This window comes from Pseudomonas urmiensis (assembly GCF_014268815.2).
Taxonomy (GTDB): Bacteria; Pseudomonadota; Gammaproteobacteria; order Pseudomonadales; family Pseudomonadaceae; genus Aquipseudomonas; species Aquipseudomonas urmiensis.
Map to the genome: position 1 here is coordinate 3,356,179 of NZ_JABWRE020000001.1, position 26,182 is coordinate 3,382,360.

The 26,182-nt window shown below is 61.3% G+C and carries 28 protein-coding genes and 1 tRNA gene; 14 read left to right on the forward strand and 15 right to left on the reverse strand.

Annotated features, from left to right (window positions below; translation table 11 throughout):
* Window positions 1–45: 45 nt before the first annotated feature.
* Both HU737_RS15135 and HU737_RS15140 read left to right on the forward strand, forming a co-directional pair.
* A complete protein-coding gene (locus HU737_RS15135; RefSeq protein ID WP_186557651.1) occupies window positions 46–501 on the forward strand; it encodes a MarR family winged helix-turn-helix transcriptional regulator in 456 nt (151 codons plus the stop codon).
* A gap of 129 nt (window positions 502–630) precedes the next feature.
* A complete protein-coding gene (locus tag HU737_RS15140) occupies window positions 631–1,059 on the forward strand; it encodes an organic hydroperoxide resistance protein (RefSeq protein ID WP_186557650.1) in 429 nt (142 codons plus the stop codon).
* Window positions 1,060–1,131: 72 nt separating this feature from the next.
* On the opposite strand, the gene efp is transcribed toward HU737_RS15140, so the two are convergent.
* Both efp and earP read right to left on the reverse strand, forming a co-directional pair.
* Entirely contained in the window at window positions 1,132–1,704 is a 573-nt protein-coding gene (gene efp / locus HU737_RS15145) for an elongation factor P (RefSeq protein ID WP_186557649.1), read from the reverse strand.
* A 48-nt stretch (window positions 1,705–1,752) separates the two neighbouring features.
* Window positions 1,753–2,886, reverse strand: a complete 1,134-nt coding sequence (gene earP, locus HU737_RS15150; protein ID WP_186557648.1) for an elongation factor P maturation arginine rhamnosyltransferase EarP — start codon at window positions 2,884–2,886, stop codon at window positions 1,753–1,755.
* 133 nt (window positions 2,887–3,019) lie between these two features.
* Here earP and HU737_RS15155 point away from each other — a divergent pair, with 133 nt between their 5' ends.
* Both HU737_RS15155 and HU737_RS15160 read left to right on the forward strand, forming a co-directional pair.
* A complete protein-coding gene (locus HU737_RS15155; protein WP_186557647.1) occupies window positions 3,020–3,412 on the forward strand; it encodes a hypothetical protein in 393 nt (130 codons plus the stop codon).
* Between the two features lie 2 nt (window positions 3,413–3,414).
* Window positions 3,415–3,897 (forward strand): GreA/GreB family elongation factor, encoded by a 483-nt coding sequence (locus HU737_RS15160; protein WP_186557646.1) that lies wholly within the window; start codon window positions 3,415–3,417, stop codon window positions 3,895–3,897.
* Window positions 3,898–3,950: 53 nt separating this feature from the next.
* On the opposite strand, the gene HU737_RS15165 is transcribed toward HU737_RS15160, so the two are convergent.
* Window positions 3,951–4,889 carry a LysR family transcriptional regulator gene (locus HU737_RS15165; protein ID WP_186557670.1) on the reverse strand — a complete coding sequence of 313 codons (939 nt, stop codon included), beginning with the start codon at window positions 4,887–4,889 and terminating at the stop codon, window positions 3,951–3,953.
* A gap of 111 nt (window positions 4,890–5,000) precedes the next feature.
* Between HU737_RS15165 and HU737_RS15170 the strand changes: the two genes are divergently transcribed.
* The gene (locus tag HU737_RS15170; RefSeq protein WP_186557669.1) at window positions 5,001–5,756 is read left to right on the forward strand and encodes a 3-oxoacyl-ACP reductase family protein; all 756 of its coding nucleotides are present in this window, start codon (window positions 5,001–5,003) and stop codon (window positions 5,754–5,756) included.
* Window positions 5,757–5,822: 66 nt separating this feature from the next.
* On the opposite strand, the gene HU737_RS15175 is transcribed toward HU737_RS15170, so the two are convergent.
* Window positions 5,823–6,695, reverse strand: a complete 873-nt coding sequence (locus HU737_RS15175; protein WP_186557645.1) for a LysR family transcriptional regulator — start codon at window positions 6,693–6,695, stop codon at window positions 5,823–5,825.
* 108 nt (window positions 6,696–6,803) lie between these two features.
* Here HU737_RS15175 and HU737_RS15180 point away from each other — a divergent pair, with 108 nt between their 5' ends.
* From HU737_RS15180 to HU737_RS15190, 3 genes are all read left to right on the forward strand, one after another.
* Complete coding sequence (locus HU737_RS15180) at window positions 6,804–7,991, forward strand: MFS transporter (protein ID WP_186557644.1); 1,188 nt, start codon at window positions 6,804–6,806, stop codon at window positions 7,989–7,991.
* 123 nt (window positions 7,992–8,114) lie between these two features.
* Window positions 8,115–8,492: a hypothetical protein gene (locus HU737_RS15185; protein ID WP_186557643.1), complete on the forward strand. Its 378-nt coding sequence runs from the start codon at window positions 8,115–8,117 to the stop codon at window positions 8,490–8,492.
* Window positions 8,493–8,649: 157 nt separating this feature from the next.
* Window positions 8,650–10,806: a TonB-dependent siderophore receptor gene (locus HU737_RS15190; protein ID WP_186557642.1), complete on the forward strand. Its 2,157-nt coding sequence runs from the start codon at window positions 8,650–8,652 to the stop codon at window positions 10,804–10,806.
* 303 nt (window positions 10,807–11,109) lie between these two features.
* Here the strand turns inward: HU737_RS15190 and HU737_RS15195 are convergent.
* Window positions 11,110–11,199: transfer RNA gene (locus tag HU737_RS15195), tRNA-Ser, on the reverse strand.
* A gap of 288 nt (window positions 11,200–11,487) precedes the next feature.
* Between HU737_RS15195 and HU737_RS15200 the strand changes: the two genes are divergently transcribed.
* The 3 genes from HU737_RS15200 (at window position 11,488) to HU737_RS15210 (ending at window position 14,082) form a co-directional block, all read left to right on the forward strand.
* Window positions 11,488–12,177, forward strand: coding sequence for a crotonase/enoyl-CoA hydratase family protein (locus HU737_RS15200; protein WP_186557641.1), 690 nt, complete (start codon window positions 11,488–11,490; stop codon window positions 12,175–12,177).
* A 147-nt stretch (window positions 12,178–12,324) separates the two neighbouring features.
* Window positions 12,325–13,044 carry a lysophospholipid acyltransferase family protein gene (locus tag HU737_RS15205; RefSeq protein WP_186557640.1) on the forward strand — a complete coding sequence of 240 codons (720 nt, stop codon included), beginning with the start codon at window positions 12,325–12,327 and terminating at the stop codon, window positions 13,042–13,044.
* A 66-nt stretch (window positions 13,045–13,110) separates the two neighbouring features.
* On the forward strand, window positions 13,111–14,082 hold the full coding sequence (locus tag HU737_RS15210) for a magnesium and cobalt transport protein CorA (RefSeq protein WP_186557639.1): 972 nt from the start codon (window positions 13,111–13,113) through the stop codon (window positions 14,080–14,082).
* Between the two features lie 67 nt (window positions 14,083–14,149).
* Here the strand turns inward: HU737_RS15210 and HU737_RS15215 are convergent, their stop codons facing one another.
* The gene (locus tag HU737_RS15215) at window positions 14,150–15,301 is read right to left on the reverse strand and encodes a DDE-type integrase/transposase/recombinase (RefSeq protein ID WP_186557779.1); all 1,152 of its coding nucleotides are present in this window, start codon (window positions 15,299–15,301) and stop codon (window positions 14,150–14,152) included.
* Window positions 15,302–15,537: 236 nt separating this feature from the next.
* On the reverse strand, window positions 15,538–16,272 hold the full coding sequence (locus tag HU737_RS15220; RefSeq protein WP_186554810.1) for an amidotransferase: 735 nt from the start codon (window positions 16,270–16,272) through the stop codon (window positions 15,538–15,540).
* Between the two features lie 527 nt (window positions 16,273–16,799).
* Here HU737_RS15220 and HU737_RS15225 point away from each other — a divergent pair.
* Entirely contained in the window at window positions 16,800–17,600 is an 801-nt protein-coding gene (locus HU737_RS15225; protein ID WP_186554809.1) for a cytochrome c, read from the forward strand.
* A 239-nt stretch (window positions 17,601–17,839) separates the two neighbouring features.
* Here HU737_RS15225 and HU737_RS15230 read toward each other — a convergent pair whose 3' ends face one another.
* The 4 genes from HU737_RS15230 to HU737_RS15245 all read right to left on the reverse strand — a co-directional run bounded on the left by HU737_RS15230 (window position 17,840) and on the right by HU737_RS15245 (window position 21,230).
* On the reverse strand, window positions 17,840–18,172 hold the full coding sequence (locus HU737_RS15230) for a ribonuclease E inhibitor RraB (RefSeq protein ID WP_186554808.1): 333 nt from the start codon (window positions 18,170–18,172) through the stop codon (window positions 17,840–17,842).
* Between the two features lie 187 nt (window positions 18,173–18,359).
* Complete coding sequence (locus HU737_RS15235) at window positions 18,360–18,596, reverse strand: hypothetical protein (protein ID WP_186554807.1); 237 nt, start codon at window positions 18,594–18,596, stop codon at window positions 18,360–18,362.
* Window positions 18,597–18,739: 143 nt separating this feature from the next.
* Complete coding sequence (locus HU737_RS15240) at window positions 18,740–20,815, reverse strand: LTA synthase family protein (protein ID WP_186554806.1); 2,076 nt, start codon at window positions 20,813–20,815, stop codon at window positions 18,740–18,742.
* 223 nt (window positions 20,816–21,038) lie between these two features.
* Window positions 21,039–21,230: a PLDc N-terminal domain-containing protein gene (locus HU737_RS15245; protein WP_186554818.1), complete on the reverse strand. Its 192-nt coding sequence runs from the start codon at window positions 21,228–21,230 to the stop codon at window positions 21,039–21,041.
* 127 nt (window positions 21,231–21,357) lie between these two features.
* Here HU737_RS15245 and HU737_RS15250 point away from each other — a divergent pair, with 127 nt between their 5' ends.
* A complete protein-coding gene (locus tag HU737_RS15250; protein WP_186554805.1) occupies window positions 21,358–22,296 on the forward strand; it encodes a ZIP family metal transporter in 939 nt (312 codons plus the stop codon).
* A gap of 69 nt (window positions 22,297–22,365) precedes the next feature.
* Here HU737_RS15250 and HU737_RS15255 read toward each other — a convergent pair whose 3' ends face one another.
* Both HU737_RS15255 and HU737_RS15260 read right to left on the reverse strand, forming a co-directional pair.
* Window positions 22,366–22,896, reverse strand: coding sequence for a hypothetical protein (locus HU737_RS15255; protein ID WP_186554804.1), 531 nt, complete (start codon window positions 22,894–22,896; stop codon window positions 22,366–22,368).
* Window positions 22,897–22,955: 59 nt separating this feature from the next.
* Window positions 22,956–23,477 carry an ankyrin repeat domain-containing protein gene (locus HU737_RS15260; protein WP_186554803.1) on the reverse strand — a complete coding sequence of 174 codons (522 nt, stop codon included), beginning with the start codon at window positions 23,475–23,477 and terminating at the stop codon, window positions 22,956–22,958.
* 268 nt (window positions 23,478–23,745) lie between these two features.
* Here HU737_RS15260 and HU737_RS15265 point away from each other — a divergent pair, with 268 nt between their 5' ends.
* Complete coding sequence (locus HU737_RS15265) at window positions 23,746–24,018, forward strand: DUF3509 domain-containing protein (protein WP_186554802.1); 273 nt, start codon at window positions 23,746–23,748, stop codon at window positions 24,016–24,018.
* A gap of 399 nt (window positions 24,019–24,417) precedes the next feature.
* Here HU737_RS15265 and HU737_RS15270 read toward each other — a convergent pair whose 3' ends face one another.
* Window positions 24,418–24,954: an oxidase gene (locus HU737_RS15270; protein ID WP_186554801.1), complete on the reverse strand. Its 537-nt coding sequence runs from the start codon at window positions 24,952–24,954 to the stop codon at window positions 24,418–24,420.
* Window positions 24,954–26,108, reverse strand: a complete 1,155-nt coding sequence (locus HU737_RS15275) for an MFS transporter (protein WP_186554800.1) — start codon at window positions 26,106–26,108, stop codon at window positions 24,954–24,956. Before HU737_RS15275 ends, HU737_RS15270 begins: the two co-directional genes overlap by 1 nt.
* Between the last annotated feature and the right edge of the window lie 74 nt (window positions 26,109–26,182).

Below are 26,182 nucleotides of genomic sequence, written 5' to 3' on the forward strand. Positions count from 1 at the left end.
CCATCAGCGTGCTAAATTTTCACCAGAATTAATTCAAGGACCTGCATGAACGCCGACACTAAAGCCCCTTGCACCGAGCTGCTGCTGGACAACCAGGTCTGCTTCGCCCTGCACTCCACCTCGTTGCTGATGACCAAGGTCTACAAGCCCTTGCTGCAGGCCCTGGGCCTGACCTACCCGCAGTACTTGGCGATGCTCGTGTTGTGGGAGCAGGACGGCCTGACCGTGGGTGAAATCAGCCAGCGCCTGCTCACCGACCCCGGCTCACTGACCCCGCTGCTCAAGCGCCTGGAAAGCGAGGGTCTGCTCAAGCGCACCCGCAGCCGCGAGGATGAACGGGTGGTGCTGGTGCAACTCACCGATAAGGGCCGCACCCTGCAGGACGAGGCCCAGCGCGTCCCGCAGTGCATCCTGCAAGCCAGCGGGCTGAGCCTGGAACGCCTGCAACAGCTGCAAGCCGACCTACTGGAGCTGCGCGCCAGCCTGCAAAAGAGCCTCTGAGGACTATGCTGTGAAATGGCCGTTCGGATGAACGGTGGAAGATTTATCTTGCGCACTAAATAATTGCGCGCTAATTTAATCCCACACCCACCCAGCGCCACGGCGCACAGCACACAAGCGAGGCTCAAGATGCAAAAGGTCACTCCCCTGTACATCGCCCAGGCAACCTCCACCGGTGGTCGCGACGGCACCTCCCGCTCCAGCGACGGCAAGCTGGAAGTCAAGCTGAGCACCCCCAAAGAGCTGGGTGGCGCAGGCGGTGAAGGCACCAACCCCGAGCAAATGTTCGCCGCTGGCTATTCGGCCTGCTTCATCGGCGCACTGAAGTTCGTGGCCGGGCAAGAGAAGAAACAACTGCCGGCCGATGCCTCGATCACTGCCAAGGTTGGCATTGGCCAAATCCCAGGTGGCTTTGGCTTGGATATCGATCTGCAGATCAACCTGCCTGGCCTGCAACAGGCTGAAGCTGAAGGCCTGGTAGAGAAGGCGCACAAGGTTTGCCCGTATTCCAACGCCACCCGTGGCAATGTAGATGTGCGGCTGCATGTGACTGTGTGAAAGAGCAGCCCCACACTGTTTCAGGCACAAAAAAACCCGGCCAAGGCCGGGTTTTTTGCGGGTCGCAAGAAGTTAGGCCTTCTTGGAACGGCCCTTGAAGCTGTTGTCGCGGGTGTCGATGTCGATCCACTCGTCGATCTGGATGAAGTCGGCAACCTGAATCTCGGTACCGTTCTTCAGCTTGGCAGGCTTCATGACCTTGCCGGAGGTATCGCCACGTGCAGCGTTCTCGGTGTAGACAACCTGACGGCTGATGGTAGTCGGCAGTTCAACCGAAACCAGGCGCTCTTCGAAGAACACAGCTTCGCAGATGTCTTCCATACCTTCTTCGATGTACGGCAGAACGGCCTCGATGTCTTCGGCGTTCAGTTCGTACATGGTGTAGTCGGTGGTGTCCATGAAGGTGTACGAGTCACCGTTGATGAACGACAGGGTGGCTTCTTTGCGATCCAAGATCACATCGTCCAGCTTGTCGTCGGCACCGTAGACGGTTTCAGTCTTGTAGCCGGTCAGCAGGTTCTTCAGCTTGGTCTTCATGATCGCGCTGTTACGGCCCGATTTGGTGAATTCAGCTTTCTGAACCAACCACGGATCGTTATCGATGCGCAGAACGGTACCAGGTTTGATTTCTTTACCAGTTTTCATTGCGAAGTATCCGAATCTGGATGGATTTATAAAAATCGAGGCCGCGTATCATAGCGAATTTCGGTAAAAGTGTACTAGCGCCGTGGCAAGGTCCGGCCGAGTGGCCTGTTCTGCGGCCCAGTCACGGGCATGCTGGCGCAACTGCGGCCAGTGCGGTTGCAGCGCTTGCCAGGCCTGGGCCATGTCTTGATCCATGTTCCAGGCGCGCCACACATCGCTCAGAGCCCCTGCGGCAGCGTCCGACAAGCCGCGACGATAATGGCCAAGAAACGCTTCGAGTTTTTCCCAGTGGGCGTTTTCTTCCTGCACATAGATGTGCCAGAGCATCGGCGCTCCCGCCCACTGCGCACGGACGAATGAATCCTCGCCGCGCACGGCGTTGAAGTCGCACGCCCAGAGCAACTTGTCGTAGTCGTCCTGGCTGACGAAAGGCAGCACCTGCACCGTCAGGGCGCCACGCTGGTGGATCGCCCCAACCGGCAAGTGCGCCTCGCCCAACCAGCAAGCGAGATCAGCCAGCACCCGCCCTTGCGGCACCAGCAAATGGCTGGGCTGTTGATCTGCCGCCAGCACATCGAGCCAATTGGCCAACTGCGGGTTTTCGTAGGCGAACAGGGAGATCAATCGTGCCGACGCTTCAAGCTGCACGCCAAGCCCCTGAAGAAACCTCGCCCGTTCGCCAGGCGTTTGCTGGAAAGCATCGCGGCGCGCCAGCAGCGAGGCCTCGCGCAGTAGCCCCCCGGTGTTTGCGGTAAACCCTGGGAAAAAGAACATCTTGCGCAGGCCGTTGGCCTGAGGCGACGGCAGGCCATGGCAGCCCTCCACCCAATCTTCCGCACTCAGATAGTCAAGGTTCAGCCATAGCGGCGGCGTGGCTTGCGCGCGCATCGCCTCGACATAGGCCGAAGGCAATACGCAGGCAAAGGCCCCAACCACCACCTGCGCCGGGGCAGCGCCCTGCCAGTCAGCCGGCCAATGGCGCACATCAACGCCCTGCTGGCATTGCTGCTCGGCGTTGGCGTCGGCCTCTGGGCACAGGCGGACGAAGGCGTTCAAGTCATCGACCCATAAGCGCACCGCCAGATCATGCTCGGCCACCAACTGGCGGGCCAGGCGCCAGGTCACGCCAATATCGCCGTAGTTGTCGACGACCGTGCAGAAAATGTCCCACGTGGTTTTCATGCCCACTTCCCTCGCCGCGCGGAAAAACCGCCGATTGTGCGGATAAATGCTTGCCGACAAAAGCTCTGGCGCTGAATAATTCTCGCCCCCCATGCGACAATGCCGGCATGACCCGCCCTGCCAGGAAGCCGCCATGTATCGCCGCCGCGAACTGAAGATTACCCTCAAGCCCGTGCAATTGATCCTCTGCGTGGCCTTCGGCCTGTGGCTGGGCGCCGTTGCCATTGGCCTGAGCCTGTGGCTGGCACTGCGCTGGTGGCCTGAACAGGTGACGCCAGTCGCCCAGGCTGTGGCGCCAGCAATCGTCGCACCTGCCCCGCCACCGGCACAGCCCGCCGATGCCCAGGCGCAGATGTTCGAGCGGTACAAGGACATCCTCCATCAGCAAGAGGCCCAGCAGGCCGCTGATGCCGCCCAAGGCAACCCGCGCAACCTGAATAACCCCAAGTGTCAGTTCTGGCTGCAACAAAACCGCACCGCCCCAACCGACAAGAGCCAGGCCAACGTGCTGGAGTTCTGCTACTGACCATGAACAAGACCACCCTGCTCGCGCGCATCGTGCAAACCCTGGAAGACGACGTCGAAGTGCTGCGCCGCGCCGCCCAGACCGCCTATGAAACGGCCACGGCCGAAGAGAACATTGCCGAGAACAAGTACGACACCTTGGGCCTTGAGGCTTCGTACCTGGCCACCGGGCAAGCGCGGCGCACCGCCGAGATTCGCCAGGCGCTGCTGACGTATCAGCAGTTGATCATGCGTGACTATGATCCGGCGCGGGGCATTCAGATCAGCAACCTGGTGACTTTGGAAGATGAGCAGGGTCACCAGAGGATGCTGTTTCTTGGGCCGCAAGGGGCTGGGCTGAAGATCGGCGAGGGCGAGCAGGTGGTTACCGTGATTACGCCGCGCTCTCCGCTGGGGCAGTTGTTGATCGGCAAACGGGTTGATGATGAGGTGAGTTTGCAGGTGGCTGGGGTGGCGCAGGTGTCGATTGTGATCGATGTCGTCTGACCTGGCCTGATCGCGGGGCAAGCCCGCTCCCACAAGATCGGCACGGGTGCCTTCTATAGCGCCTCCAGCGCATCAAAGCGCTTCGCCAGCCCCTGCCGCGCAAACCGCTCCACCACGAAATCGATGAACGCCCGGGTCTTGCCCGGCAACAGCTTGTGCTCGGCGTAATAGAGACTGATGTTGCCATCATCCACATACCAGTCCGGCAACACCCGCTGCAGCCTGCCTGAGGTCAGGTAAGGCACGGCAAACGGCAAGCTGACCAGGGCGATGCCCAAGCCCTGTTCAGCCACCGCGCAGGCGGCGTCGGAGTCACTCATGGTCATGGCCTGGCGCAGTTGCAAAGGCCGTTGCTCCTGCCAGCGACTGGTCAGCGGCCAGGAGCGCACGCGGCCGGTCTGCGGCGAGCGGATTAAAATCCCGGCGTGGCGTGGCAAGTCTTCGGGCTGCTCGATAGGCCCATGCTGCTGGCGATAAGCCGGCGAGGCGACCAGCACCCGGTGTGCCGGGGTCAGCCTGCGCGCCACTACCCCCGGCGGCAGATCGAAACCGCCGCCGATCGCCGCATCGAAGCCTTGGCCAATCAGGTCGACCTGGCGGTTGTCGAAGTGCCAGTCGGGGGTGATCGCCGGGTAGCGCTGAAGAAATTCAGCCAGTAGCGGCAGCACGTACAAACGCCCGAAAACCGTCCCCATGCTCACCCGCAACAGCCCGGCCGGCTGGCCTTCGGCGCTGGCCAGGTTGGCCATGGCGTATTGAATGGTGCGAAAGCTGTCGCTGACCTCGGCGAGAAATCGCTGCCCCGCTTCGGTCAAGGTCAGCTTGCGCGTACTACGCTGGAACAGTCGCACACCCAGCCGCGCCTCCAGCTGGGCGACGTTCTTGCCCACCGCTGCCGGGGTCAGGCTCAGGCGCCGGGCAGCCTCGGCGAAGCTGCCGACCTCGGCGCTGCGAATAAAGCACTCCAGCGTGCTGAACGACTCCATGGCCATGATTACCAACCCCAGGTTTACTCTGCTGATCGCGATTGCCATCTTATCAGCAGGTAATCCACAGCCGATACTTCTCCCATCCCAAGGCATCCGGCCTTTCACTTGCAGGAGATCAGCATGTCCCATTCACTTACTCTCGACACCAAGGGAGCCCTGGTCCAGGGCGGTTCGCGCGGCATCGGTGCGGCGATCGTGCGCCGTCTGGCCAAGGAAGGGGCGCAGGTGGCCTTTACCTATGTCAGCTCGGCGGACACCGCTGAGGCCCTGGCAGCAGAAATCAACGACGCTGGCGGCAAAGCCTTGGCCTTGCGCGCCGACAGTGCCGATGCCAGCGCTGTGCAGCAGGCCGTGGAGGCGACGGTCAAGGCATTCGGTAGGCTCGACATTCTGGTCAACAACGCGGGTGTGCTGGCGGTGGCGCCAGTGGCCGAGTTCGATCTGGCCGACTTCGACCGGATCCTCGCCGTCAACGTGCGCAGTGTGTTCGTTGCCAGCCAAGCCGCTGCCCGGCACATGGGCCAGGGTGGTCGGATCATCAATATCGGCAGCACCAATGCCGAGCGCATGCCGTTTGCCGGTGGCGCGCCGTATGCGATGAGCAAGTCGGCGCTGGTTGGCCTGACCAAGGGCCTGGCGCGTGACCTTGGGCCGCAGGGGATTACCGTCAACAACGTACAGCCTGGGCCAGTCGACACCGACATGAACCCGGCCGCGGGGGATTTTGCCGAGAGCTTGATTCCGCTGATGGCGATTGGGCGCTATGGGCATGTCGAAGAGATCGCCAGCTTCGTCGCTTATCTCGCTGGGCCTGAGGCTGGGTATATCACTGGCGCCAGCTTGACGGCGGATGGTGGTTTCTCTGCCTGAGGGATGCGGCCCCTCTTTGTAGCAGTAGCGGTGCGCCGCGCCTACAAAGAGGGGTGATAGCGTCTGCTAGGCCAGGCTTTGTTCCAGCACCTCAAGGAATGCGCGCGCTGCTGGGGTCGGGCTGCTCGACCACACCGCATACAAATGTCGTACAGGGGCGTCATCCAAGTGAGCCACACTGACCCCAGCAAACTCATTGGCAATCCGTTCCGGTACCAGCCCGATCGCCAGGCCACGCTGTACAAACTTTTCCACCAGGCGAATATGGCCGATCTCGAACTGTACCCGATGCACCAATCCCGCCGCCTGGAAGGCCTCATCGGTCTGGCGCCGGGCACCAGTGCCTTCGGGAAAGTCGACCAACACCTGATCGGCAATATCGGCCAAGGCCAGCCGCCGAGGTCCGGCCAAAGGATGCCCGGGCGGCAGCACCGCGACCAGTTCTTCCCGGCCCAGCAATCGATGTTGCACGCCCTGCAACACTTCGCCCTGCCACAAGCCGATAAAACCTACATCCAGGCGCCGCTCACAGACATCGGCCACCAGCAACTCACTCTTGGCGGTCAGCCAGCGCACGTCCACCGCCGGATAACGCGCATGAAACAGCGCCAGCAGATCGACCAGATCGAGCGCCGTCAACGAACTGATCTCACCGATCGACAGCCGTCCGCGCACCTGCCCGCAGGCAGCCGCCACGTCATCGGCAATGCGCTGGGCAGCCTCCAGCGCTGGCCGCGCGCTGAGCACGAAGGCTTCACCAGCCGGGGTCAAGCGCACCCGCCGCGAGGTACGCTCGAACAGACTGACGCCCAACTGCGCCTCCAGGCGTGCCACCTGATGACTAAGCGCCGACTGGACCACATGGCAGCGCTCGGCGGCGCGGGTGAAGCTGCCGGTATCGGCCACGGCCAAGGCATATTCGAGCTGCTTGAGATTCATGGATTGATCTGCAATTGAGATAGATAACGTGAAAACTATACATTGGTGTCATGCCAGATACTTACCGATACTGAGCGCACTTTCCTTCTGCCCGCAATGAGAACCACCATGAACGCCCCGACCCTCAGTCGCGCCCTGATCCTGCTGATGGCGACTGCCACCGGCCTGGCCGTGGCCAGCAACTACTACGCCCAGCCACTGCTGCACAGCATCGCCGAACAGTTCGGCCTGAGCACCGCCACTGCTGGCACCATCGTCATCGCCGCGCAGCTTAGCTATGGCGCCGGCCTGTTGCTGCTGGCGCCGCTGGGCGATCTGTTCGAACAACGCCGTTTGATCGTGATCATGATCGGCATTGCTACCCTTGGCCTGATCATCAGCGCCTGTGCCCCCAGCCTGCCGTGGCTGCTGTTCGGCACCGCCTTGACCGGATTGTTCTCGGTCGTGGCGCAGATCCTGGTGCCCATGGCCGCCAGCCTGACTGCCCCGGAGCATCGTGGGCGCGCGGTGGGCACGCTGATGAGCGGGCTGTTGCTGGGCATTCTGCTGGCGCGTACCGCCGCAGGCTTCATGGCCGAGCTGGGTGGCTGGCGCAGTATCTATGTGCTGGCTGCGGTACTGATGGCGGTCAGCGCTATCGCCCTGTACCGCAGCCTGCCGCAGCACAACAGCCATGCCGGGCTGAAATACCCGGCGTTGATCGGCTCGGTATTTCGTCTGTTCATCGAAGAGCCGGTGCTGCGCTTGCGCTCACTGCTGGGGCTGCTGGCGTTCAGCCTGTTCGGGCTGTTCTGGACGCCACTGGCGTTTCTGCTGGCGCGCGAGCCGTATCACTACTCCGACGCGGTGATCGGCCTGTTCGGTTTGGCCGGCGCTGCGGGCGCGCTGTCGGCGAACTGGGCGGGGCGCCTGGCTGATCGGGGCAAGGGCTCGCTGGGCACCACGGTCGGGCTGATCGCCTTGCTGCTGTCGTGGATACCACTGGGCTTTGCCGAGCATTCGCTGCTGGCGCTGTTGGTCGGCGTGCTGGTGCTGGACCTGGCCGTGCAGCTGGTGCACGTGAGTAATCAGAATGCGGTGATCGCGTTGCGACCAGAGGCGCGCACGCGGCTCAATGCCGGCTATATCACCTGCTATTTCATCGGTGGCGCATTGGGTTCGCTGCTGGGCACGCAACTGTTCGAACGTCAGGGATGGCTGGGGATCGTCGCCGCTGGGCTGCTGATCGGCAGCTTGGCCCTGGTGGTTTGGGGGCTGGCAGAGCGCAAGCGCAAGGTGCTGATTCAAGCGGTTTGATCAGGCCAGCGGCTGACGCGACAACCGACCGCACGACCCTCCGTCGCCTTGCCGTTGACTTGCTCACACGCAAAGAGCTGCATAGGCGGTGGTCAACAGCCCTCCCACTGACAGGACGACACAATGACAAGACTCACGGTGCAATCCGGCGATTTCTTGCTAGGTGAAGGCGAGTATCGCAATGGATCGCTCACACTCAAGACCCCACGCAGCCCTTCGCCTGGCGAGCGGATCTCGCTGGCGCGGATCAAGGAACTCAAGCTGGCCAGCCTGGAAACCAACCGCAGCCTGGGCACCGCCCTTGGCTGGGGCGTTGCCGGCGCGCTGGTGGCCGGCCCAGTCGGGCTGATCGCCGGCCTCTGGCTGGGTGGCAAGGAAGAAGAAGCGACCTTCCTCGCCACCTTCAAGGATGGTCGCAAGCTGATGGCCATCACCGATGGCAAGACCTGGTCGAAAATCGACGACAGTTGGCGTCAGCACCAACGCCGCACGGCCGCCTGAATCGCTCCAGACCCTGATCGTCTATTTGCCTGAGCGCTCCTGAAATAGGGGCGCTCAGCACATCTGCGCCTGCTAACATGGCGCCCTTTTTATCTGCCCCGCCCTCCCCCAATAACAGCCGACCCACAACGGCGCGTATGCCCATCAAGGAGCCCGCATGACCTCGCTTCGCCCTCGTTTGCCCCTGAGCCTGCTCAGCCTGGGCCTTGCCCTGCACAGCGGCCATGGCCTTGCCGACGACAGCGTGACCCTGGCCCCGGTGCGCATCTCGGAGCTGTATGGCGATGGCGGCTACCAGCCGCGCGAGGCCCAGGTGGGCGGCTTTCAACCAGCGCCACTGCTCGACACCCCGGCATCGATCAGCGTGTTCAGCCAACAGCTGCTGCAAGACCGCCAGGTGCGCAAGCTCAGTGAGGTGCTGCAAAGCGATGCCTCGGTTGGCGAAAGCTATGCGCCGATCGGCTACTACGAGAACTTCAACGTGCGCGGCTTTGAGCTCAACGCTGCCAGCAGCTACAAGATCAACGGCCAGACCGTGGTCGGCGAACAGAACGTGGCGCTGGAGAACAAGCAGCAGGTCGAGCTGCTCAAGGGGCTGTCGGGGTTGCAGAGCGGCGTGGCCGAACCCGGCGGGCTGGTCAACTACGTGACCAAGCGCGCAGAAGACGTGCGCAGCGTCACGGTCTCGACCAACGAGCAAGGCGAGCGCTATCTGGCCACCGACCTGGGCGGCTGGTTTGGCAGTGAGCGGCAATTTGGCCTGCGCGCCAACCTGGCCCATGAGGACATCCGCTCCTACGTCGATCACGCCGATGGCAAGCGCGACTTCGCCTCGCTGGCGTTCGACTGGCAGATCAGCGCCAATGCCACCCTGCAACTGGACGCTGAATATCAGCACCGCGAACAGCGATCAGTACCGGGCTACCAGTTGCTGGGTGGCACCGAGCTGCCGCACGGCATTGACCCGGATGACCGGCTGGCTTATCAGCACTGGGCCAAGCCGGTACAGAACGACTCGCTGAACCTCGGCGGGCGCTTCGAGTACCGTTTCAATGACGACTGGACCGGCACCTTGAGCGCTTCGCGCAGCAAGGTGGTGATCGATGACTACAGCTCGTTTGCCTGGGGCTGCTACGGCTCGGCAAGCTGTGCAAGCGCAGCTGTACCGAACTACTTCAGCCCGCAAGGCGATTACGACATCTATGACTTCCGCAGCCCCGACGACACCCGCCGCACTGACGAAGTACAAGCTATGCTCAACGGTCGTTTCGATGGATTGGGCCTGGGCCATGAGCTAACCGTTGGCACCAGTGCCCAGCGTCGCACACTCGACCAGCGCCCCTACTACAACGAGTTTGTCGGCAGCGGCAACATCGCCACTGGCGCCCCTGCCGTGCCGCCGTCGGAGCGCCCCATCGGCTCCAGCGAACGCCGCCTGGACAGCCGCCAGTACGGGGTATTTTTCAGCGACCGCATCACCTTCAACGAACACTGGCAAACCGTGCTCGGTGCGCGTGAAGTCCGCCTGGATGAGAAGACCTGGGATGAAACTGGCCTGGCCGGACGGCATACCCGGCAGTATCAATTACTGCCCAACGCGGCGTTGATCTACAAGCCGCAGCCAGACACCACGCTGTATGCCAGCTATTCCAAAGGGCTATCCGCGGGGGGCACCGCGCCCTGGTTCGCTAGTAATGCCGCCGAGATTCTAGCCCCGACCCTGTCACGGCAACTGGAAGTGGGCATCAAGCGCGACTGGCAGGGCATGAGCTTCAGTGCCGCGCTGTTCCAGATCCGCCAGGCCTACCAGTACGCCCGCCCAGACGCCACTGGCTTCACCTACGTGCAACAGGGCCAACAAAAGAACACCGGACTTGAGCTCGGCGCCAGCGGCTGGGTCACTTCGCGCTTGCAGATCCAGGCAAGCGCGGCAGCAATCCGCGCCCGGGTGCAGAACAGTGGCACCGATGCCTACGAGGGCCATCAGGCGATCAACGTGCCCACGCTGCGCGCCGCCTTGCAGGCCGAATACAGCCTGCCGGTCGCGGGTCTCGCGCTGCTTGGCGGAGCGCGCTACAGCGCCAGCAAGTACGCAAGTCAAGCGGGCAACGTCGAGGTGGGTGGCTATACCGTGTTCGATGTCGGTAGCCGCTACCGCACCACGGTTGGCGGGTATGACACAGTGCTGCGCCTGACCGTGGATAACGTCTTTGACAAGCGTTACTGGCGTGATGTGGGGGATTACCTGGGCGACAACTACCTGTTCCAGGGCGCGCCGCGTACGGCGCGGTTGTCGGCGACGGTGAGTTTTTGATGGGGTGAGTGGTGCCAGTGCTGGCCTCATCGCGGGGCAAGCCCGCTCCCACGCCAGATCAACTTCAAGACTGCGGGGGATTGAGTGGTGCCAGTGCTGGCCTCATCGCGGGGCAAGCCCGCTCCCACGCAGGTTTGGGGTGATCTACCAGGCAGGTTTGAGGCTGATCTCACGTGGGAGCGGGCTTGCCCCGCGATAGCGCCAGCAGCTGCGCTGCATTTAACCCGCCCTGAATACCCTCTAAAACGCACCGCAAAACAAAAAGCCCCCGAACCTTTCAGTTCGGGGGCTTCTCGTAGAATGTGGCGGTGAAGAAGGGATTTGAACCCTTGATACGATTTCTCGTATACACACTTTCCAGGCGTGCTCCTTCGACCACTCGGACACTTCACCGTTTCTCTTCAAGCTATTCAGCCTGTCGAGGCGCGCTAATTTAGTTGAAGGCTCTAATCTTGGCAAGCGTTTTTTTCAGAATTTTCATGCGCTTAAGCAGATCGAACGAAAAACCGGCCAGCCAGGGCAATGCTGCCATTGTACCCAGCACTTTTACCTGTGGCCTGTACTGCGCACCCAAGCGGCAAGGCATAGCGGCCAATGCCTGACTGATCAGTCAGCCTTGCTGCTTTACCTGCTCGCCCGTGCTGGGTAACGTCATTGCCACGCCATCCAAAGGACTCTGCCATGAGCGAGCTGATTACCTACCATGCCGAAGACGGCATCGCCACCCTGACCCTGAACAACGGCAAGGTCAACGCCATCTCGCCGGACGTCATCGCCGCCTTCAACGCCGCCCTGGACCAGGCAGTAGCCGACCGTGCAGTGGTGATCATCACCGGTCAGCCAGGCATCCTTTCTGGCGGCTACGACCTGAAAGTCATGACCTCTGGCCCCCAACAAGCCGTTGGCCTGGTCACCGCCGGTTCCACCCTGGCCCGCCGCCTGCTCTCGCACCCCTTCCCGGTAATCGTTGCCTGCCCAGGCCATGCGGTCGCCAAAGGCGCCTTCCTGCTGCTGTCGGGCGACTATCGGATCGGGGTCGAAGGGCCGTACAAGATCGGCCTGAACGAAGTGCAGATCGGCATGACCATGCACCACGCCGGTATCGAGCTGGCCCGCGATCGCCTGCGCCGCTCGGCGTTCCACCGCTCAGTGATCAATGCCGAGATGTTCGACCCTAGGGACGCGCTGGATGCCGGCTTCCTCGACAAGGTGGTGCCGGCCGAGCAGTTGCACGAGACAGCACTGCACGTGGCGCGCGACTTGAAGAAGCTCAACATGCTGGCGCACAAGAACACCAAGCTCAAAGTGCGCAAAGCGCTGCTGGAGCTGCTGGATGACGCGATTATTCGCGATCAGGAACACATGGGCTGATCCTCCCGGCCTCATCGCGGGCACGCCCCCCCACATCGTGTAGGCGCGGACTTGCCCTGCGATGAGGCCAGCACTGACCGCAGAAGGTTTGCCCCCACCAGTGCACAGTCGTACACTGCCGCGCGACTGTCTGGTGTGAGTCGTACCATGCTTTATCTGCTTCGCATGCTCCTGCTGGGGCTGCACTTTCTGCTGGTCGGCCTAGTCGGCCTGGTGATTGGCCTGTGCCGCCCGTTCAACCCCGACAACAGCCGCCTCTATGCCCGCCTGTACAGCGTGCCAGCCGCCTGGCTGATGCGTATCAAGGTCAAGGCCGAGGTCGGCCCGCTGCATGACCAGCCGCCGGGCTGCGTGATCGTCGCCAACCATCAATCGAACTTCGACTTGTTCATCATCGGCCAAGTAGTGCCGCAACGCACCGTGGCCATTGGCAAGAAGAGCCTGGGCTGGATCCCGCTGTTCGGCCAGCTGTTCTGGTTGGGCGGTAATGTCCTGATCGACCGCAACAACGCCTACCAGGCGCGCAAGGCGATGCAGGTAACCACCGGCATCTTGCGTGACGACACCTCGATCTGGATTTTCCCCGAAGGCACCCGTAACCCTGGCGAGCAGTTGGCCCCGTTCAAGAAAGGTGCCTTCCACATGGCCATCGACGCTGGCGTGCCGATCGTACCGGTGTGCGTCAGTCGCTATGCCAAGCGCCTAGGCCTCAACAGTTGGCGCCAGCGCACGGTAATCATTCGCTCCCTGCCTCCAATCGAAACTGCTGGCCTGAGCAAGCAGGACGTGCCGGCGCTGATCGAGCAGTGCCGCACGCAGATGCAGCAATGCCTGGACCGCATGGAAACCGAGCTACCGCACGCCTGATCGGTTGCTCTCTGGCCTGACACAGCCCAAGCTGTGTCACGTGTTCAACCGAATAAGCGGGCAACCATGGGTCGAGTCGTCGCAGCGGCGGTGTACAGCGCCGGGAGAAAGGTCACCAATATCAGTATCGACGAAGGCAGCGAGTGGGCGAAAAAGCCCGGCCACTTCGTCTGGATCGGCCTGGAAGAGCCCAACGCCGAAGAGCTGGCCAACCTGCAGTGCCAATTCAACCTGCACGAGCTGGCCATCGAAGACGCGCTGGAAAAGCACAGCCGGCCCAAGTTGGAGACTTTCGGCGACGCGCTGTTCATCGTCACCTATTCGCCGGTTCGCCACGAAGGCAAGCTGGAGTTCATCGAGACCCACATCTTTGCCGGCAACGGCTACATCATCACCTGCCGCAATGGCCACTCCAAATCCTATGCCCTGGTGCGTCAGCGCTGCGAGGCACGGCCGCTGCTGCTCGAGCACGGCGAAGACTTCGTGCTGTATGCGTTACTCGATTTCGTCACCGAGAACTACCAGCCGGTCAGCGAGGCGATCCACGGTGAGATCGAGGAGCTGGAGCAGAGCGTGCTGAGCAATTCGCTCAAGGAAGAAGACATCCAGCGCCTGCACAGCCTGCGTCGCGACATTTTAAGGCTGCGCCGCTACGTAGCGCCCATGGTGGAGATCAGTGAAGAGCTGCAGCGCTTGAGCTTCCCGTTCATCGACAAGAACATGCGTCCGTACTTCAGGGACGTGCAAATCCACGTCACTCGGCAGATGGAAGACTTGGTGAGCATTCGCGATATCGCCAGCCAGACCATCGAGATTGGCATGTTGCTGGAGTCGTCACGGCAAAGCATAACCCAGCGCAAGTTTGCCGCCTGGGCGGCGATCTTGGCGTTTCCCACGGCGATTGCCGGGATTTATGGGATGAACTTCCAGAATATGCCGGAGCTGGAGTGGCACTATGGGTATTTTGCGGTGCTGGGGGTGATTGGGTTGGGCTGCACCGGGTTGTATGCCAGCTTCAAGCGCTCGGGATGGTTGTAGCTTGTAGCAACGCTATCGCGGGTGTACGACCGGGGACATCCTTTACACCGTAAACCGGGGACATGGTTTACACATTTGAGGCTTGGACGCGGCTCTCGCCCCGCCCAAGCCTCCCCAGGAGATGGTCACACAGAAACACATCCCAAATATCATCTTCTACTTCTTTCAGGCCTATTTGCTCGCCAGCAAGAGCCTCGCTGATGAACAGCAGCTTACCTTTCCATTTGATCGAACCATTTTGTCGGACGCTCCGAACCGTCATTTCGGCGGGGTACTCCACAACCGGCAGGCATCCTGGATAAGGTCGATTGGACGGCACGTACAGCTCATACGGGCGCTTCATCCCCAGTGCCTCATGCGGGCGCACGTAATTGAATTCATGGCGAAAGTGCTCCAGCAGCAATTGCTGGTCAACCAAGTTGCTCCCCAATGGCAGCTCAAGCTTCAAGCTGCGATGCATCCGCTCGTGGCGGCCATTCTGATCAGGGCGACCAGGCATGGTGCGTTCGGGATAGATGCCCAGGCGGATTAGCCAAACAGCGATGGTGGACATCCTGGCCAAGCCCGTCGAAGCAAATGGACTGCCGTTATCAGACCGGAGTACGTCCGGCATCCCGTGCTCTTGAAAAAGCCATTCCAGCGTCTGCTTGACCGGTTGGGTCATGATGTTTTTGTGGGCTCTGCAGGCCAGGATGAGGCGCGAAGCGTGATCGGTAACCGTCAAGGGGTAGCACCACTGGCCGTTAAGCATCTTGAACTGGCCTTTATAGTCGATGCACCAGGTCTGGTTCGGCTCGTTGGCCTCGCGCATTTTTGTGGGGCCTTTGGCGTATCGCCGTTTTGGCCCGCGTTTGTGGACTCTACCCATCCGGTCCAACCACTGGCCAGCCGTGCTTGGGGATGGCCAGTCGATTGAAGGGTCTTCGAGGCGCAGCAACTCGATAAGCTTCTTCGGCCCCCACTTATCGTGCGCATCTTTCATCGCAGCAATGCGGGCCAATAGCTCAACATTGGTCTTATTCGGACTGTTATGGGGACGCCGGGAAGCATCAGAGAGAGCGTCAAAACCGCCTGCGCAATAGCGAGATATCCACTTATCGACGGTGGGGCGACTGACGTTGTAGCGGCGGGAAAGCTGGCTTTTGGTGTAGTCACCGGAAAGCCACTCGCTGACCAATCTGACTCGTTGATCCATTGGGGACTCTTGATTCCAGGGCATGATCAGATACCTCCTGATCATGCGTATTAGCCTGTAAACCATGTCCCCGGTTTGAAATGTAAACGATGTCTCCGGTTTGTACCCGGGGCAAGCCCGCTCCCACGCGGGTAAGTCGCCCTAGCGTGGGGGCGCTCAGAGTGGTTTAGGGCAAGCCCGCTCCCACGCCAGATCCACATACCAGCGTGGGAGCGGGCTTGCCCCGCGATAGCGTCGGCACAAGCACTAACAATCTCTAATCAGGCAGCGCTCTCGTTGCCCTTCGCCGAATGCCCAATGAACTTGAGCATCCATTTCCCAACCAGATCTCCCTGGTGCTCGGTCGACAGGCTGGCAACCGCCCGCTGGTACACCTCATCGCCCAAATACTCCTGACGCGCATCGAGCAACGCCCGCGAGTAATCATGGACGAACTCCGGATGTCCCTGGAAGCACAGCACCTGGTCGCGAATGTGATACGCCGCGTTCGGGCAGAAATCACTGGACGCAATCACCGTAGCGCCTTCTGGCAGTTCAGTGACCTGATCCTGGTGGCTGATCAGCAAGGTCAGCTCAGAAACCTCAGGATCCATCCACGGCGCATGCGCCGCCAGGCTATAGCGATGAATGCCAACACCCCAGCCGCGATCGGCGCGCTCGGCTTTGCCACCTAGCACCAGCGCCAGCACTTGATGACCGAAACACACACCGAGCAACTTCTCGCCACGCTCATAGAGTTTGAGCAAGTACGCCTTCAGCGTCTGGATCCACGGATCCGTGCCAAACGAGTCAGCCTTGCTGCCCGTGACCAGATAGGCATCGAACTTTTCGCCGTCAGGGGGATAGTCGCCATTCATCACGTTGTACACCTGAAATTCGGCCGCAACCGGCTGACGCGAGAACAACTGCTCGAACATCCTTCCGTAGCCCTGATACTGCGCCGTCAACTCCGGTCGCAGAACATCGGTTTCAAGGATGCAGATGCGTAACGACATAGCGATAGTCCTGAACGACATGTGTGGAAATTGTGCTAGAGACTGACGCGAAAGGGACGTACAAGCAAGGGGTTGCACTGACGAACGGTAAGCCCTGTAACCCTTGGTAACCACCCTCGCGCAGCGGTCTAGCCCCGCCATGCCAGCGTGCTAGCCAGTGGCCTTAAAACCAAAGGAACTCGATCAGTACTCAGTTAGAACAAAGGGTTCTGAAACATGGATAACGTTCGCCCTACTGTTGGTTTATATCCACAAAACAAGAGGCATGCAGGAGTTGGCGTGCAACTACGCCGCTGCGATCGACCCGACGCAAAGACAGGGAAGCCAAAGGCTATTCAGGAATAACAACAAGAAGGCGGTCCGCCATGTTCAGACAATCGAAAGTACGCCAAGCCGGACTCATATTGTTCGCCACTACACTGCTGCTGATCCTGCCGAACCTCACTCGGCTATTTGGCTGACAGCATCTGTGGAATTATCTGGCCGAGCACAGGTAACCTGCCGACCCTGATGGTTGGAGAATACCTATGCGCCGATGCCTTGCCCTGCTCGTCTTGATGTTCAGCCTGCCCTTGCACGCAGCGCAATTGAACCTGGAGCTGGGTGATGGCACGCACCGATGGGACAGCGCCGAGCTGCTCAGCCATCCACAAGCGCGCAACCTCGATATCGCCCAGGACGTTGCCTATAAACGCGCCATGCATTATCGCGCGGTGCCCCTGGCGGTGTTGCTTGAAGGCATCCAGCCAGCCGACCACCTGCAGGCCGTAGCCTTGGATGGCTTTGCCGCCGAAATGCCAGCTGCGCCTTTGTTGCAACAGGGTCCGGCCCGCGCCTGGCTCGCCATTGAAGACCCCACCCAGCCGTGGCCGGCGCTAACACCGGGTAAGCCAAGTGCGGGGCCGTTCTATCTGGTATGGACCGATCCACAGGCCAGCGGCATTCGCCCGGAACAGTGGCCGTTCCAGATTGCCATGATCCGCAAGTTGGAGTCGGTCGAGCAACGTTTTCCCGCCCTGCTACCCGATGCCAAATTGCCCAGTAGCGATCCGGCGCGACAAGGCTTTGCCCTGTTCCAGCAAAACTGCCTGGCCTGCCACCGCCTCAATGGCGCAGGTGACGCCCAGTTCGGCCCGGATTTGAACTTGCCGCATAATCCAACGGAATACTTCCAGCCCGAGTTTTTGCGTCAGTACATTCGCGACCCGCAAAGCTTGCGGCATTGGCCGCAGGCGAAGATGCCGGGGTTTGCGCAAAGTGTGCTGAGTGAGCAAGAGCTGGATGCGTTACTGGCGTATCTACGCCATATGGCCAAGCGCAAGCCTTGAAGCACCCGTTGGCCCTTTCGCGGGCAAGCCCGCTCGCACAGGTACCACGCTGGCTTCGAACTCAACGGGGTACCTGTAGGAGCGGGCTTGCCCGCGAAGAGGCCCGTGTTGCCACCATCACACCGGGCTGTGAGCATCGTTTGGAGAACGCTTCAGTGCAGGCATGATTCAATAACTCTTGTGATCGACTTGAATGGCAATGCCTACGATGGGCTGCACAGCAGCCCCCTGCTCAAACCTCAGGCAGTCTGTCGTTCATGCTTGACGCCCCACCCTTCGACCTCACCGCCAAGGGGCACGACAACCCCCTCGAAGGCTTCCTCGAAGGCACCGATTCCCCGGTAGGTGGCATACATGATCTTGCTCAACTCAAGATCCCAACCACCATCGTCACGTTCACGCACCTGAGCATTGAGTGACTCACCACGAAACTGTCCGGCGGCCTGGCGCGCGCCGTCTTCATTGGGAAATACCGCGTAGAACTCGATGGGGTGGATCTGGGTGAAGTCGAAACCGCCAGCTTTCATCTGGCGCAGGACACTGCTGCTGATATCGTCGTTCTGGCTGCTCATGAATCGTCCTCCTGAATAAAGCAATGGATAGACTTTCCGTGCACTACGCACCTGCCGGCGTGTTGGCGATGCCGGACAGATCGAGCTGATGCAAGACGCGAATGAAACCCACCCCGGCCCGCAGAAAAGACCGACGTGTTCACCCAGCGTAGTGCCTCTCAGAGCACTACGCCAGAGCGGCGCCGTTTTACGGCAATTCGCGGATATCGGTGATCGACACGCCGCTTTGCTCCTTGAGCCAGCGTGCGGTGGGGGATTGGCTGCGGTCTTGGAAGTCGTTGAGGTCCAGTTCGTCCATCACTGGAAACAGGTGCGAGCGGATAGCCCGCGCCGCATCCTCGTCACTGGGACGCTGCTCGGCAGTCAGCAGCAGCGTGGTGGTTTCGCCTTTCTGGTCGGCAAAGATGACTTCCCACTCTTTCATTGAATAGCCCTCCTCGATACAGCAATGAGTGACATCCGTTCTAGCTTGACCCCTGCATAAGGACATTGTTCAGCATGGCTGCCGAGCGAGCATGAAAAAGGCCCGCCGGTCACCCGGCGAGCCTCGTTTACAGCAAACCCGAATTACTTCGGCGTGCCGTGGATTACACCTGCCGTGTTATCCAGCAGGCTCTTGGTCGCAGTCTGGATGTAAGCCTCGAGGTTTTTCAGCATGTGCGGCTGATCCTCGCTTTCAACCAGCTCGGCCTTGAACTCGCGGCCCAGTTGGTAGCGGTACAGGCGCGGGCTCATGTCCTTGGACTCGATCAGGATGTGATCACCCTTGATTAGGCCGACGATCTGCTCGCTGCCCGATGGCTTGATGATGCCCACCCCCGGATCACCTTCAGGCAGGTTGAGCAGGTCGCGCCCCCAGCACTGGTGACGGGTCTGGCCACCGAGACGGCCCATGATGGTCGGCACGATGTCGACCTGGGTGCCCACGGTGTGGTCAACGGCGCCGAATTTCTCCTGGATCCCCGGAGCGATCAGCAGCAGCGGCACGTTGAAGCGGCCCAGGTCCAATTCGGTGACCTGTTGGCTGTTGCCAAAGCCGTGGTCGCCAACGATGACGAACAGGGTCTCCTTGAAGTACGGCTCCTTGCGCGCCTTCTCAAAGAACTGGCCCAGGGCCCAGTCGGAGTAGCGCATGGCGGTCAAGTGCTCATCCAGACGGCCCTGGCCGGTCACCGGCTCCACCGGCAGGTCTTTAGGCAGCGCGTACGGGGTGTGGTTGGAAAGCGTCTGCAGCAGCGCGTAGAACGGTTTCTTGCCGTAGTTCTTGGCCAGCTCTTCGGCGCCGCGGTCGAACATGTCCTGGTCGGACACGCCCCAGGTCGGGTCGGAGAACACCGGGTTGACGAAGTCATTGCGGCCGATGAAGGTGGTCATGCCCTGGTTGCCGAAGAAACCAGACTGGTTGTCCCAGGCAAAGTCGCCGTTATAGACATAGACGTCGTCGTAGTCACGGGCACTGAGCAGCGCTGGCAGGCCGGACAGCTTGTGGCCGCCCTCTGGCGTTTGCATCAGGTACTCGAAGCCTGGCAGGTTCGGGAAGCACGCCATGGTGGCGAACATGCCCTGGTGGGTATGGGTGCCGTTGGAGAAGAAGCGGTCGAACAGCAGACCCTCCTTGGCCAGCTTGTCGAAGTACGGAGTGATGTTGTTCGGGCTACCCAGGGCGCCCACCGAGTGACCGGCGAAGCTCTCCATGAGGATCACCACCACGTTCTTGACCGGCAGGGTGCGCTCGGCAGGCGGCACGAAGTCACGGCGTACGGCCGCTTCATCGGTATCGACCAGGGTATCGTTAGGGGTCAGCAGCAGGTTGCGTACCGCCTCCTGGGCGACCACTGGGTCGAGGGTGGCCTTCCAGATATTGCTGCGGTCTTCGCCAAAGCGGCTGTGGGCAGCGTCGATCAGGGTCAAGGTGCCGTTCAGGCCCAACTGGTTGACGAAGTTGGAGTCGGTGGTGAAGGCATCACCCCAGCGCATTGGCGGGCCCTGGCGCAGGGTGCCACGCGCGGCGATCACCGCCACCAGCAGGATGACCATGAACACCGCCAGGCGGCCGTACCAGGCAACCGGCGCACGTGGGCTGACGCTTGCGCTTGCGCTGCTGCCACGGGTCAGGCGATCGATGCCCTTGAACAGCAGGCTCAGCAACCAGGTGCCGACCAGCCAGGCCAGTATGTAGCGGACCACCGGGAAGCCGTACCAGAGCATGCTCATGACGGTCTTGGGGTCTTCCTTGATGTACTGGAACACCAGGCCGTTCAAGCGCTGATGGAACTCGCGGTAGAAGTCCATCTCCATCAGGCCGAGGAACATCACCGTACTGGCGGCCAGGGTCAGCCACAGGCGGAAGAAGCCACGCCGAGCCATCGCCCAAGGGCTGAGCACCGCCAGCAGCAGCGGAATGCTGATGTACACCACCACCCGCAGGTCGAAACGCAAGCCGTTGAGGAAGCCCTCGGCCACGGTGGAATAAGGGGTGTCGCCGATCATGTCGCTGTTGTAGACCAGCAGCCCCAGGCGCACCAGGCTGAGCATCAGCATGATCACCAGGCCGCACAGCAAGGTATAAGCCAGGTGCGATTTGAGGGTCGGCGCGAACGGGACCGGCACGGCCCGTTGTTTCAAGGCATCCGTGTTAGCCATGAATGGGGAGATCCTAGGATTGCGGGTTTGCGGGAAGGCGACATCGCCACAGAGCCCTGCCATCAAGCGTGGCGTTGGACTAACGCAGCATTGTGCGGCGCGGATTCTGGTTAATCCAGTGTGAAAATTTTGTCACGAACGCCGACAGACGGCGCGAGATTGCCCCTACCGCGGGGCAATCCCGCTCCCACGCCAACTCGCAATGCCCCTGCTGGCGGGGCGCTCAGAGGCGGATATTGCCTCTGGGGCCAGCAATCGCCCAAATGATCAGGCCAATGACCGGCAACAACAGAATCAGCAAGATCCACAGCACCTTGATGCCCACTTCGGCACCACTTTTCAGAACATTCACAATCGCCCAAATGTCCAACGCCAGTATGATCAGGCCTACCAGGCCATTGAATGTCGAGCCCATGCCTTCGCTCCTGAAAAAATCCGTGTGCGGCTGAGCATAGCGTCTATCACGCCGATAGAAGGGAATCCTTGGGCAGCGGCGCAGGTCACTGGTTAGACTGATTTCATTCATTGTCATTGAGGTCCGCATGCCACCTGCCAACACTCAAAGCGCCGCCCCAGCCTCGATGCTGAGCGCCTGGCGGCAACAAGCCCTGAATGCTCCCTGGCTCAGTGCCGGCCTGGGTGTGAGCTTGCTCGCGATTGTTATCCTGCTGCTGGCCAGCATGTGGAATGCCGTCAACGGTGATCACTCAGACAACCTGCACCTGGCACTGCTCGGCGGGTTGGCAGGTTTTGGCGCTACCGCGCTGGGCGCAGTGCTGGCGGTGGTACTACGTGATGTCAGCGCGCGCAGCCAGGACGTGATGCTTGGCTTTGCCGCGGGGATGATGCTCGCGGCGAGCTCGTTTTCGTTGATTCTGCCCGGCCTCGATGCGGCCCGCGAGATCACCGGCAACGGCCCGGCCGCAGCGTTCACCGTGGTCCTGGGGATGGGCCTGGGCGTGCTGTTGATGCTTGGCCTGGACCGGTTTACCCCACACGAACACGAAAGCACCGGCCCTTGTGGCCCTGAGGCGGAGCGGATCAGCCGGGTGTGGCTGTTCGTGCTGGCGATCACCTTGCACAACCTGCCCGAAGGCATGGCGATTGGCGTGAGCTTTACCAATGGCGACATGACCATTGGCTTGCCGTTGACCAGCGCCATCGCGATCCAGGACATTCCTGAGGGCTTGGCAGTGGCCCTGGCTCTGCGGGCGACGGGGCTGTCGAATCTCAAAGCGGCGCTGGTGGCGATAGGCTCAGGGCTGATGGAGCCTTTGGGGGCCGTGATCGGCCTGGGGATTTCCACCGGCTTTGCCCTCGCCTACCCGATCAGCATGGGCCTGGCTGCGGGGGCGATGATCTTTGTGGTGTCGCACGAGGTGATCCCCGAAACCCACCGTAATGGCCATCAGACAGCGGCGACGCTGGGGTTGATGGGGGGCTTTGGGGTGATGATGTTTCTGGATACGGCGTTGGGCTGATGGGTTGCCAGTGCCGACCTCATCGCTGCGATTGGCCCCGCGATGAGGCCGCACTGGCGACAACCACTGTCAGTTGTGCACAGCGACCTTCAAGGCCTCCAACGCCGGTTCCACGGCGATCCCCACCTCAGCGCCCAACTCCAGCACCCGCGCCAGGTCATTCTGACCGACCATCACCATCTGCAACTCGTCATCGAGCAACTGGCTGAAGTTGAGCAGCACATAACCACCGGCTTCCTTGTTCAGCGCGCCCATCTGCACCTGAATGCGGTTGAGTGCGGTCAATGGCTCGGTTTTCGCCAGCTGCTTGGGCTTGAGGTTGAACGGCACGCTCTTGTCGAACGAATCAGTGATGTTCTGGAACAACTCCTGATAGCTGTCGGCCTGGAACAGCACGGTATCCGGCAGGCTACCGAGCACGATCCACTCACCCAGCGGGATCGGGAAGGTGTCGTCGTAGTTGATATCCGGGTTGGCGGCCAGAAACGCGGCGGGGTCGGCGTAGGCCTGAGCGGCCTCGTCGGCAATGCGCTCGATCTCGTCATCGGGCATGCAACCGGCGCCGACGAGGCTGATGAATTCGCGCAATTGGTCTTTCATGAGGGGGCTCTGCAATGGTGAAAAAGTCACCAAGGATAGCTGCAAACGCCCCCTGAGGGTTAGCCGACCAGCGCCTGCAAGCGCGCAGCGGTGTCGACCGCGCCCATGGTTTGGGCGGCGGCAAGGGCATTGGCGCCCCGGGCATCCTGACGCGCAGGGTCGGCGCCCTGGGCCAGCAGGTAGTCGACAATTTCGCTGCGATTGAACATCGCCGCCAGCATCAACGCTGTACGCCCATCGGCGGCGGCGGCATCCACCGGTACGCCGTGCTCGAGCAGCAGGCGAATCATCGCCAGATCGCCCTTGAACGCGGCGCCAGCGATGGGCAACTGGCCGTTGTCGTTAGCCATCAACGGATCGGCGCCATGGCTCAACAGCACCTGCACGGCATCATGATGGCCATGGTAGCTGGCAAGCATCAGCAGGGTATCGCCCTTGTGGTTGCGCAGATTGGCCGGCAGGCCGCTGGCGAGCAAACGCCCCAGCATCGGGGCATCACCGCGGCGAGCGCGCTCGAACACCTCTTCGGCAAAGGCTGCGGCTTCGTCGTCGTTCATGGTGGCGGGCTGTTGGTCGGACATTCTGAACCTCCTGGCAAAATTTAGAGCCCAAGTCTTTGTCAGGCACCCCTGAGGGGTCAAAGGTTCAGATTCTATTGGGCCCAGAGGCTGGCTCTATGGCCTTGCAAAATGCACTGTGCAAAATGCACGACCATGCACTATGCACGAAGACCTCCTTTTCAATATCCTTTAAGTCACTGATTTTAAAGGAATTTAATAGATAACGAAGACTGGCACGGTCACTGCAACGATCAACTCACGTCTGCCAACACAACAGTCAGGAGTTGATATGGACCTCATTCAGCAAAAGTTCGCCTCGGTGTTTTCCGCCTACCAGGTCGCTACCCAGGCCCGCCCGGACGGCGGCATCCTGCTGACCCTGCGTGCCGCTGATGGCGTGGTCACCCGCCGGGTACTGACTTACGGCCAACTGCACAGTGCCGAGCAGCTGTCGTGGGCGATCAGCGCGATTCGCCGTGACCTGGCGGAACAGGCCAGTGAGCTGCCAGTGATCTCGATGCTGCAGAGCCAGCAGCGGTTTGCGCTGCCGACTTACCGCTGAGTGTCAGTACCACTGCTATCGCGGGGCAAGCCCGCTCCCACGTAGTTTCCTGCTGAAGCTGATTACGTGGGAGCAGGCTTGCCCCGCGAGGGCTCCCACGTAGTTTCCTGCTGAAGCTGATTACGTGGGAGCGGGCTTGCCCCGCGAAGGCTCCCACGTAGTCTCCTGCTGAAGCTGATTACGTGGGAGCGGGCTTGCCCCGCGAGGGCTCCCACGTAGTTTCCTGCTGAAGCTGATTACGTGGGAGCGGGCTTGCCCCGCGAAAGCTCCCACGTAGTTTCCAGCTGAAGCTGATTACGTGGGAGCAGGCTTGCCCCGCGATGGCTCCCACGTAGTTTCCAGCTGAAGCTGATTACGTGGGAGCGGGCTTGCCCCGCGATAGGGCCGGAGTGCTAAACCTCAGAATTCGTCGATACCCGCAAACTCCAGCGCAGCCGCATCACCGGTAAACCGCGGAGCCTTCGCCTGCTCATCGCGGAACAACCGCAGCGCCAGACAAAACGGCGTATCCCCCAGGTCAATCCAACGCCGAACCTGGGCCGGCACAATGAGCACATCGCCCTTCTCGCACAGCACGGCATACACATACTCACCCACCCGCAGGGTGACCTGAGCCCGCCCGCTGATCACCGCGAACACCTCATCGCCGCCATGCACATGCTCGTTACGCAGATCGACCTGCGCCGCATCCACGCCATCACGGTTGAGCAACGCATAGGCCGCACAGCCATGCTCGGTCATCAGCCGATCCAATGGCTCACGGCAGGCGTCGAGCACTTCGTCCTGACCCGTCCCAGGGCGAACCCGCAGCTCATGCGGTTGATGCATGAAGCGCACGCCCTGCTCGGCGAGGGTCGCGACAATGTCGTCATGGTGGGTCAGCAACTTGTTGGGAAGGCCCGGGCTTGACGGGTGAAAAACGCTGAGGATGCTCATCAGGGGCTGTTCCTGCTATCGGTCATTCGAGTTGCAATGATAACGGCTGCGGCAAAGGCTGCGACGCTGGCCATACCAAAGGTGAAGTGTGGGCCCAGCAATTTCCAGCTGTAGCCCGAATACAAGGCGCCTAACGCGCCGCCTGTGCCCGACAACGCCGCGTACAGCGCCTGGCCCTGACCTTGCTGGCGTGCGCCGAAGCTGGATTGGACGAAGGCGATCGAGGCGGCGTGGAAACAGCCAAAGGTTGCGGCATGCAACAGCTGGGCGAAGATCAGCGCGGCCGGGACTTCGGCCAGATTACCCAACAGCAGCCAGCGCAGCCCCGCCAGGACAAAGCTGAGCAGCAGCACCCGGCGCACCGAAAAGCGCGCGAAGATCCGGCTCATGGCCATGAACATCAAGACCTCCGCTACCACCCCTAGCGCCCACAGCAAGCCGATACTGCCGCGGCTGTAGCCCAGGTGTTCCAGGTGCAGGGTAAGGAAGGTGTAGTACGGCCCGTGGCTTAGCTGCATCAGCGCCACGCACAGATAGAACGCAATCACCCCAGGCGCCAGCAGCTGGCGCAGAAAGCCCCCTGCCCCGCTACGCTCGGCATGTTCCACCGGCTGGGCATTGGGCACCCACAGGCTGGCGAGGAAGATACCGGCCATGATGGTGACCAGCGCCACCGGGTAGATATCCAGGCTCAACCATTCGAACAGCCGGCCCAGGCCCACCACGGTGAGGATGAAGCCAATCGAGCCCCACAGCCGCACCTGGCTGTAGCGTGAGGTCTGGCCATGCAGGTGGGCCAGGGTAATCACCTCGAATTGCGGCAGTACCGCATGCCAGAAGAACGCATGCAGGGCCATCACCAGCGCCAGCCAGGCGTAGCTTTTACCGAAGAAGATCAGCGAGAACGTCGCCAGGGTCGACAACGCGCCCAGGCGCACGATCAGCAGGCGCTGGCCGCTGCGATCTCCCAGCCAGCCCCACAGGTTGGGGGCGAGGCAACGCATCAGCATGGGGATGGCGACCAGCTCGCCAATGCGCGCCGGGGAGAAGCCGAGGTGATCGAAGTACAACGCCAGGAACGGCGCGGTGGAGCCGAGCAGGGCGAAGTAGAACAGGTAGAAACTGGACAGGCGCCAGTAGGGAATTGGCGTCATGGGGCAGTGCGCTTTGTGGTGATCATTGGGGGCTGCTTTGCGGCCCTATCGCAGGCGAGCCAGCGCCTACAAAG

Coding starts and splice junctions, on each gene's coding strand:
- HU737_RS15135 (WP_186557651.1), top strand. CDS start 46: ATGAACGCCGACACTAAAGCCCCTTGCACCGAGCTGCTGCTGGACAAC.
- HU737_RS15140 (WP_186557650.1), top strand. CDS start 631: ATGCAAAAGGTCACTCCCCTGTACATCGCCCAGGCAACCTCCACCGGT.
- efp (WP_186557649.1), bottom strand. CDS start 1,704: ATGAAAACTGGTAAAGAAATCAAACCTGGTACCGTTCTGCGCATCGAT.
- earP (WP_186557648.1), bottom strand. CDS start 2,886: ATGAAAACCACGTGGGACATTTTCTGCACGGTCGTCGACAACTACGGC.
- HU737_RS15155 (WP_186557647.1), top strand. CDS start 3,020: ATGTATCGCCGCCGCGAACTGAAGATTACCCTCAAGCCCGTGCAATTG.
- HU737_RS15160 (WP_186557646.1), top strand. CDS start 3,415: ATGAACAAGACCACCCTGCTCGCGCGCATCGTGCAAACCCTGGAAGAC.
- HU737_RS15165 (WP_186557670.1), bottom strand. CDS start 4,889: ATGGCCATGGAGTCGTTCAGCACGCTGGAGTGCTTTATTCGCAGCGCC.
- HU737_RS15175 (WP_186557645.1), bottom strand. CDS start 6,695: ATGAATCTCAAGCAGCTCGAATATGCCTTGGCCGTGGCCGATACCGGC.
- HU737_RS15180 (WP_186557644.1), top strand. CDS start 6,804: ATGAACGCCCCGACCCTCAGTCGCGCCCTGATCCTGCTGATGGCGACT.
- HU737_RS15185 (WP_186557643.1), top strand. CDS start 8,115: ATGACAAGACTCACGGTGCAATCCGGCGATTTCTTGCTAGGTGAAGGC.
- HU737_RS15190 (WP_186557642.1), top strand. CDS start 8,650: ATGACCTCGCTTCGCCCTCGTTTGCCCCTGAGCCTGCTCAGCCTGGGC.
- HU737_RS15200 (WP_186557641.1), top strand. CDS start 11,488: ATGAGCGAGCTGATTACCTACCATGCCGAAGACGGCATCGCCACCCTG.
- HU737_RS15205 (WP_186557640.1), top strand. CDS start 12,325: ATGCTTTATCTGCTTCGCATGCTCCTGCTGGGGCTGCACTTTCTGCTG.
- HU737_RS15210 (WP_186557639.1), top strand. CDS start 13,111: ATGGGTCGAGTCGTCGCAGCGGCGGTGTACAGCGCCGGGAGAAAGGTC.
- HU737_RS15215 (WP_186557779.1), bottom strand. CDS start 15,301: ATGCCCTGGAATCAAGAGTCCCCAATGGATCAACGAGTCAGATTGGTC.
- HU737_RS15220 (WP_186554810.1), bottom strand. CDS start 16,272: ATGTCGTTACGCATCTGCATCCTTGAAACCGATGTTCTGCGACCGGAG.
- HU737_RS15225 (WP_186554809.1), top strand. CDS start 16,800: ATGCGCCGATGCCTTGCCCTGCTCGTCTTGATGTTCAGCCTGCCCTTG.
- HU737_RS15230 (WP_186554808.1), bottom strand. CDS start 18,172: ATGAGCAGCCAGAACGACGATATCAGCAGCAGTGTCCTGCGCCAGATG.
- HU737_RS15235 (WP_186554807.1), bottom strand. CDS start 18,596: ATGAAAGAGTGGGAAGTCATCTTTGCCGACCAGAAAGGCGAAACCACC.
- HU737_RS15240 (WP_186554806.1), bottom strand. CDS start 20,815: ATGGCTAACACGGATGCCTTGAAACAACGGGCCGTGCCGGTCCCGTTC.
- HU737_RS15245 (WP_186554818.1), bottom strand. CDS start 21,230: ATGGGCTCGACATTCAATGGCCTGGTAGGCCTGATCATACTGGCGTTG.
- HU737_RS15250 (WP_186554805.1), top strand. CDS start 21,358: ATGCCACCTGCCAACACTCAAAGCGCCGCCCCAGCCTCGATGCTGAGC.
- HU737_RS15255 (WP_186554804.1), bottom strand. CDS start 22,896: ATGAAAGACCAATTGCGCGAATTCATCAGCCTCGTCGGCGCCGGTTGC.
- HU737_RS15260 (WP_186554803.1), bottom strand. CDS start 23,477: ATGTCCGACCAACAGCCCGCCACCATGAACGACGACGAAGCCGCAGCC.
- HU737_RS15265 (WP_186554802.1), top strand. CDS start 23,746: ATGGACCTCATTCAGCAAAAGTTCGCCTCGGTGTTTTCCGCCTACCAG.
- HU737_RS15270 (WP_186554801.1), bottom strand. CDS start 24,954: ATGAGCATCCTCAGCGTTTTTCACCCGTCAAGCCCGGGCCTTCCCAAC.
- HU737_RS15275 (WP_186554800.1), bottom strand. CDS start 26,108: ATGACGCCAATTCCCTACTGGCGCCTGTCCAGTTTCTACCTGTTCTAC.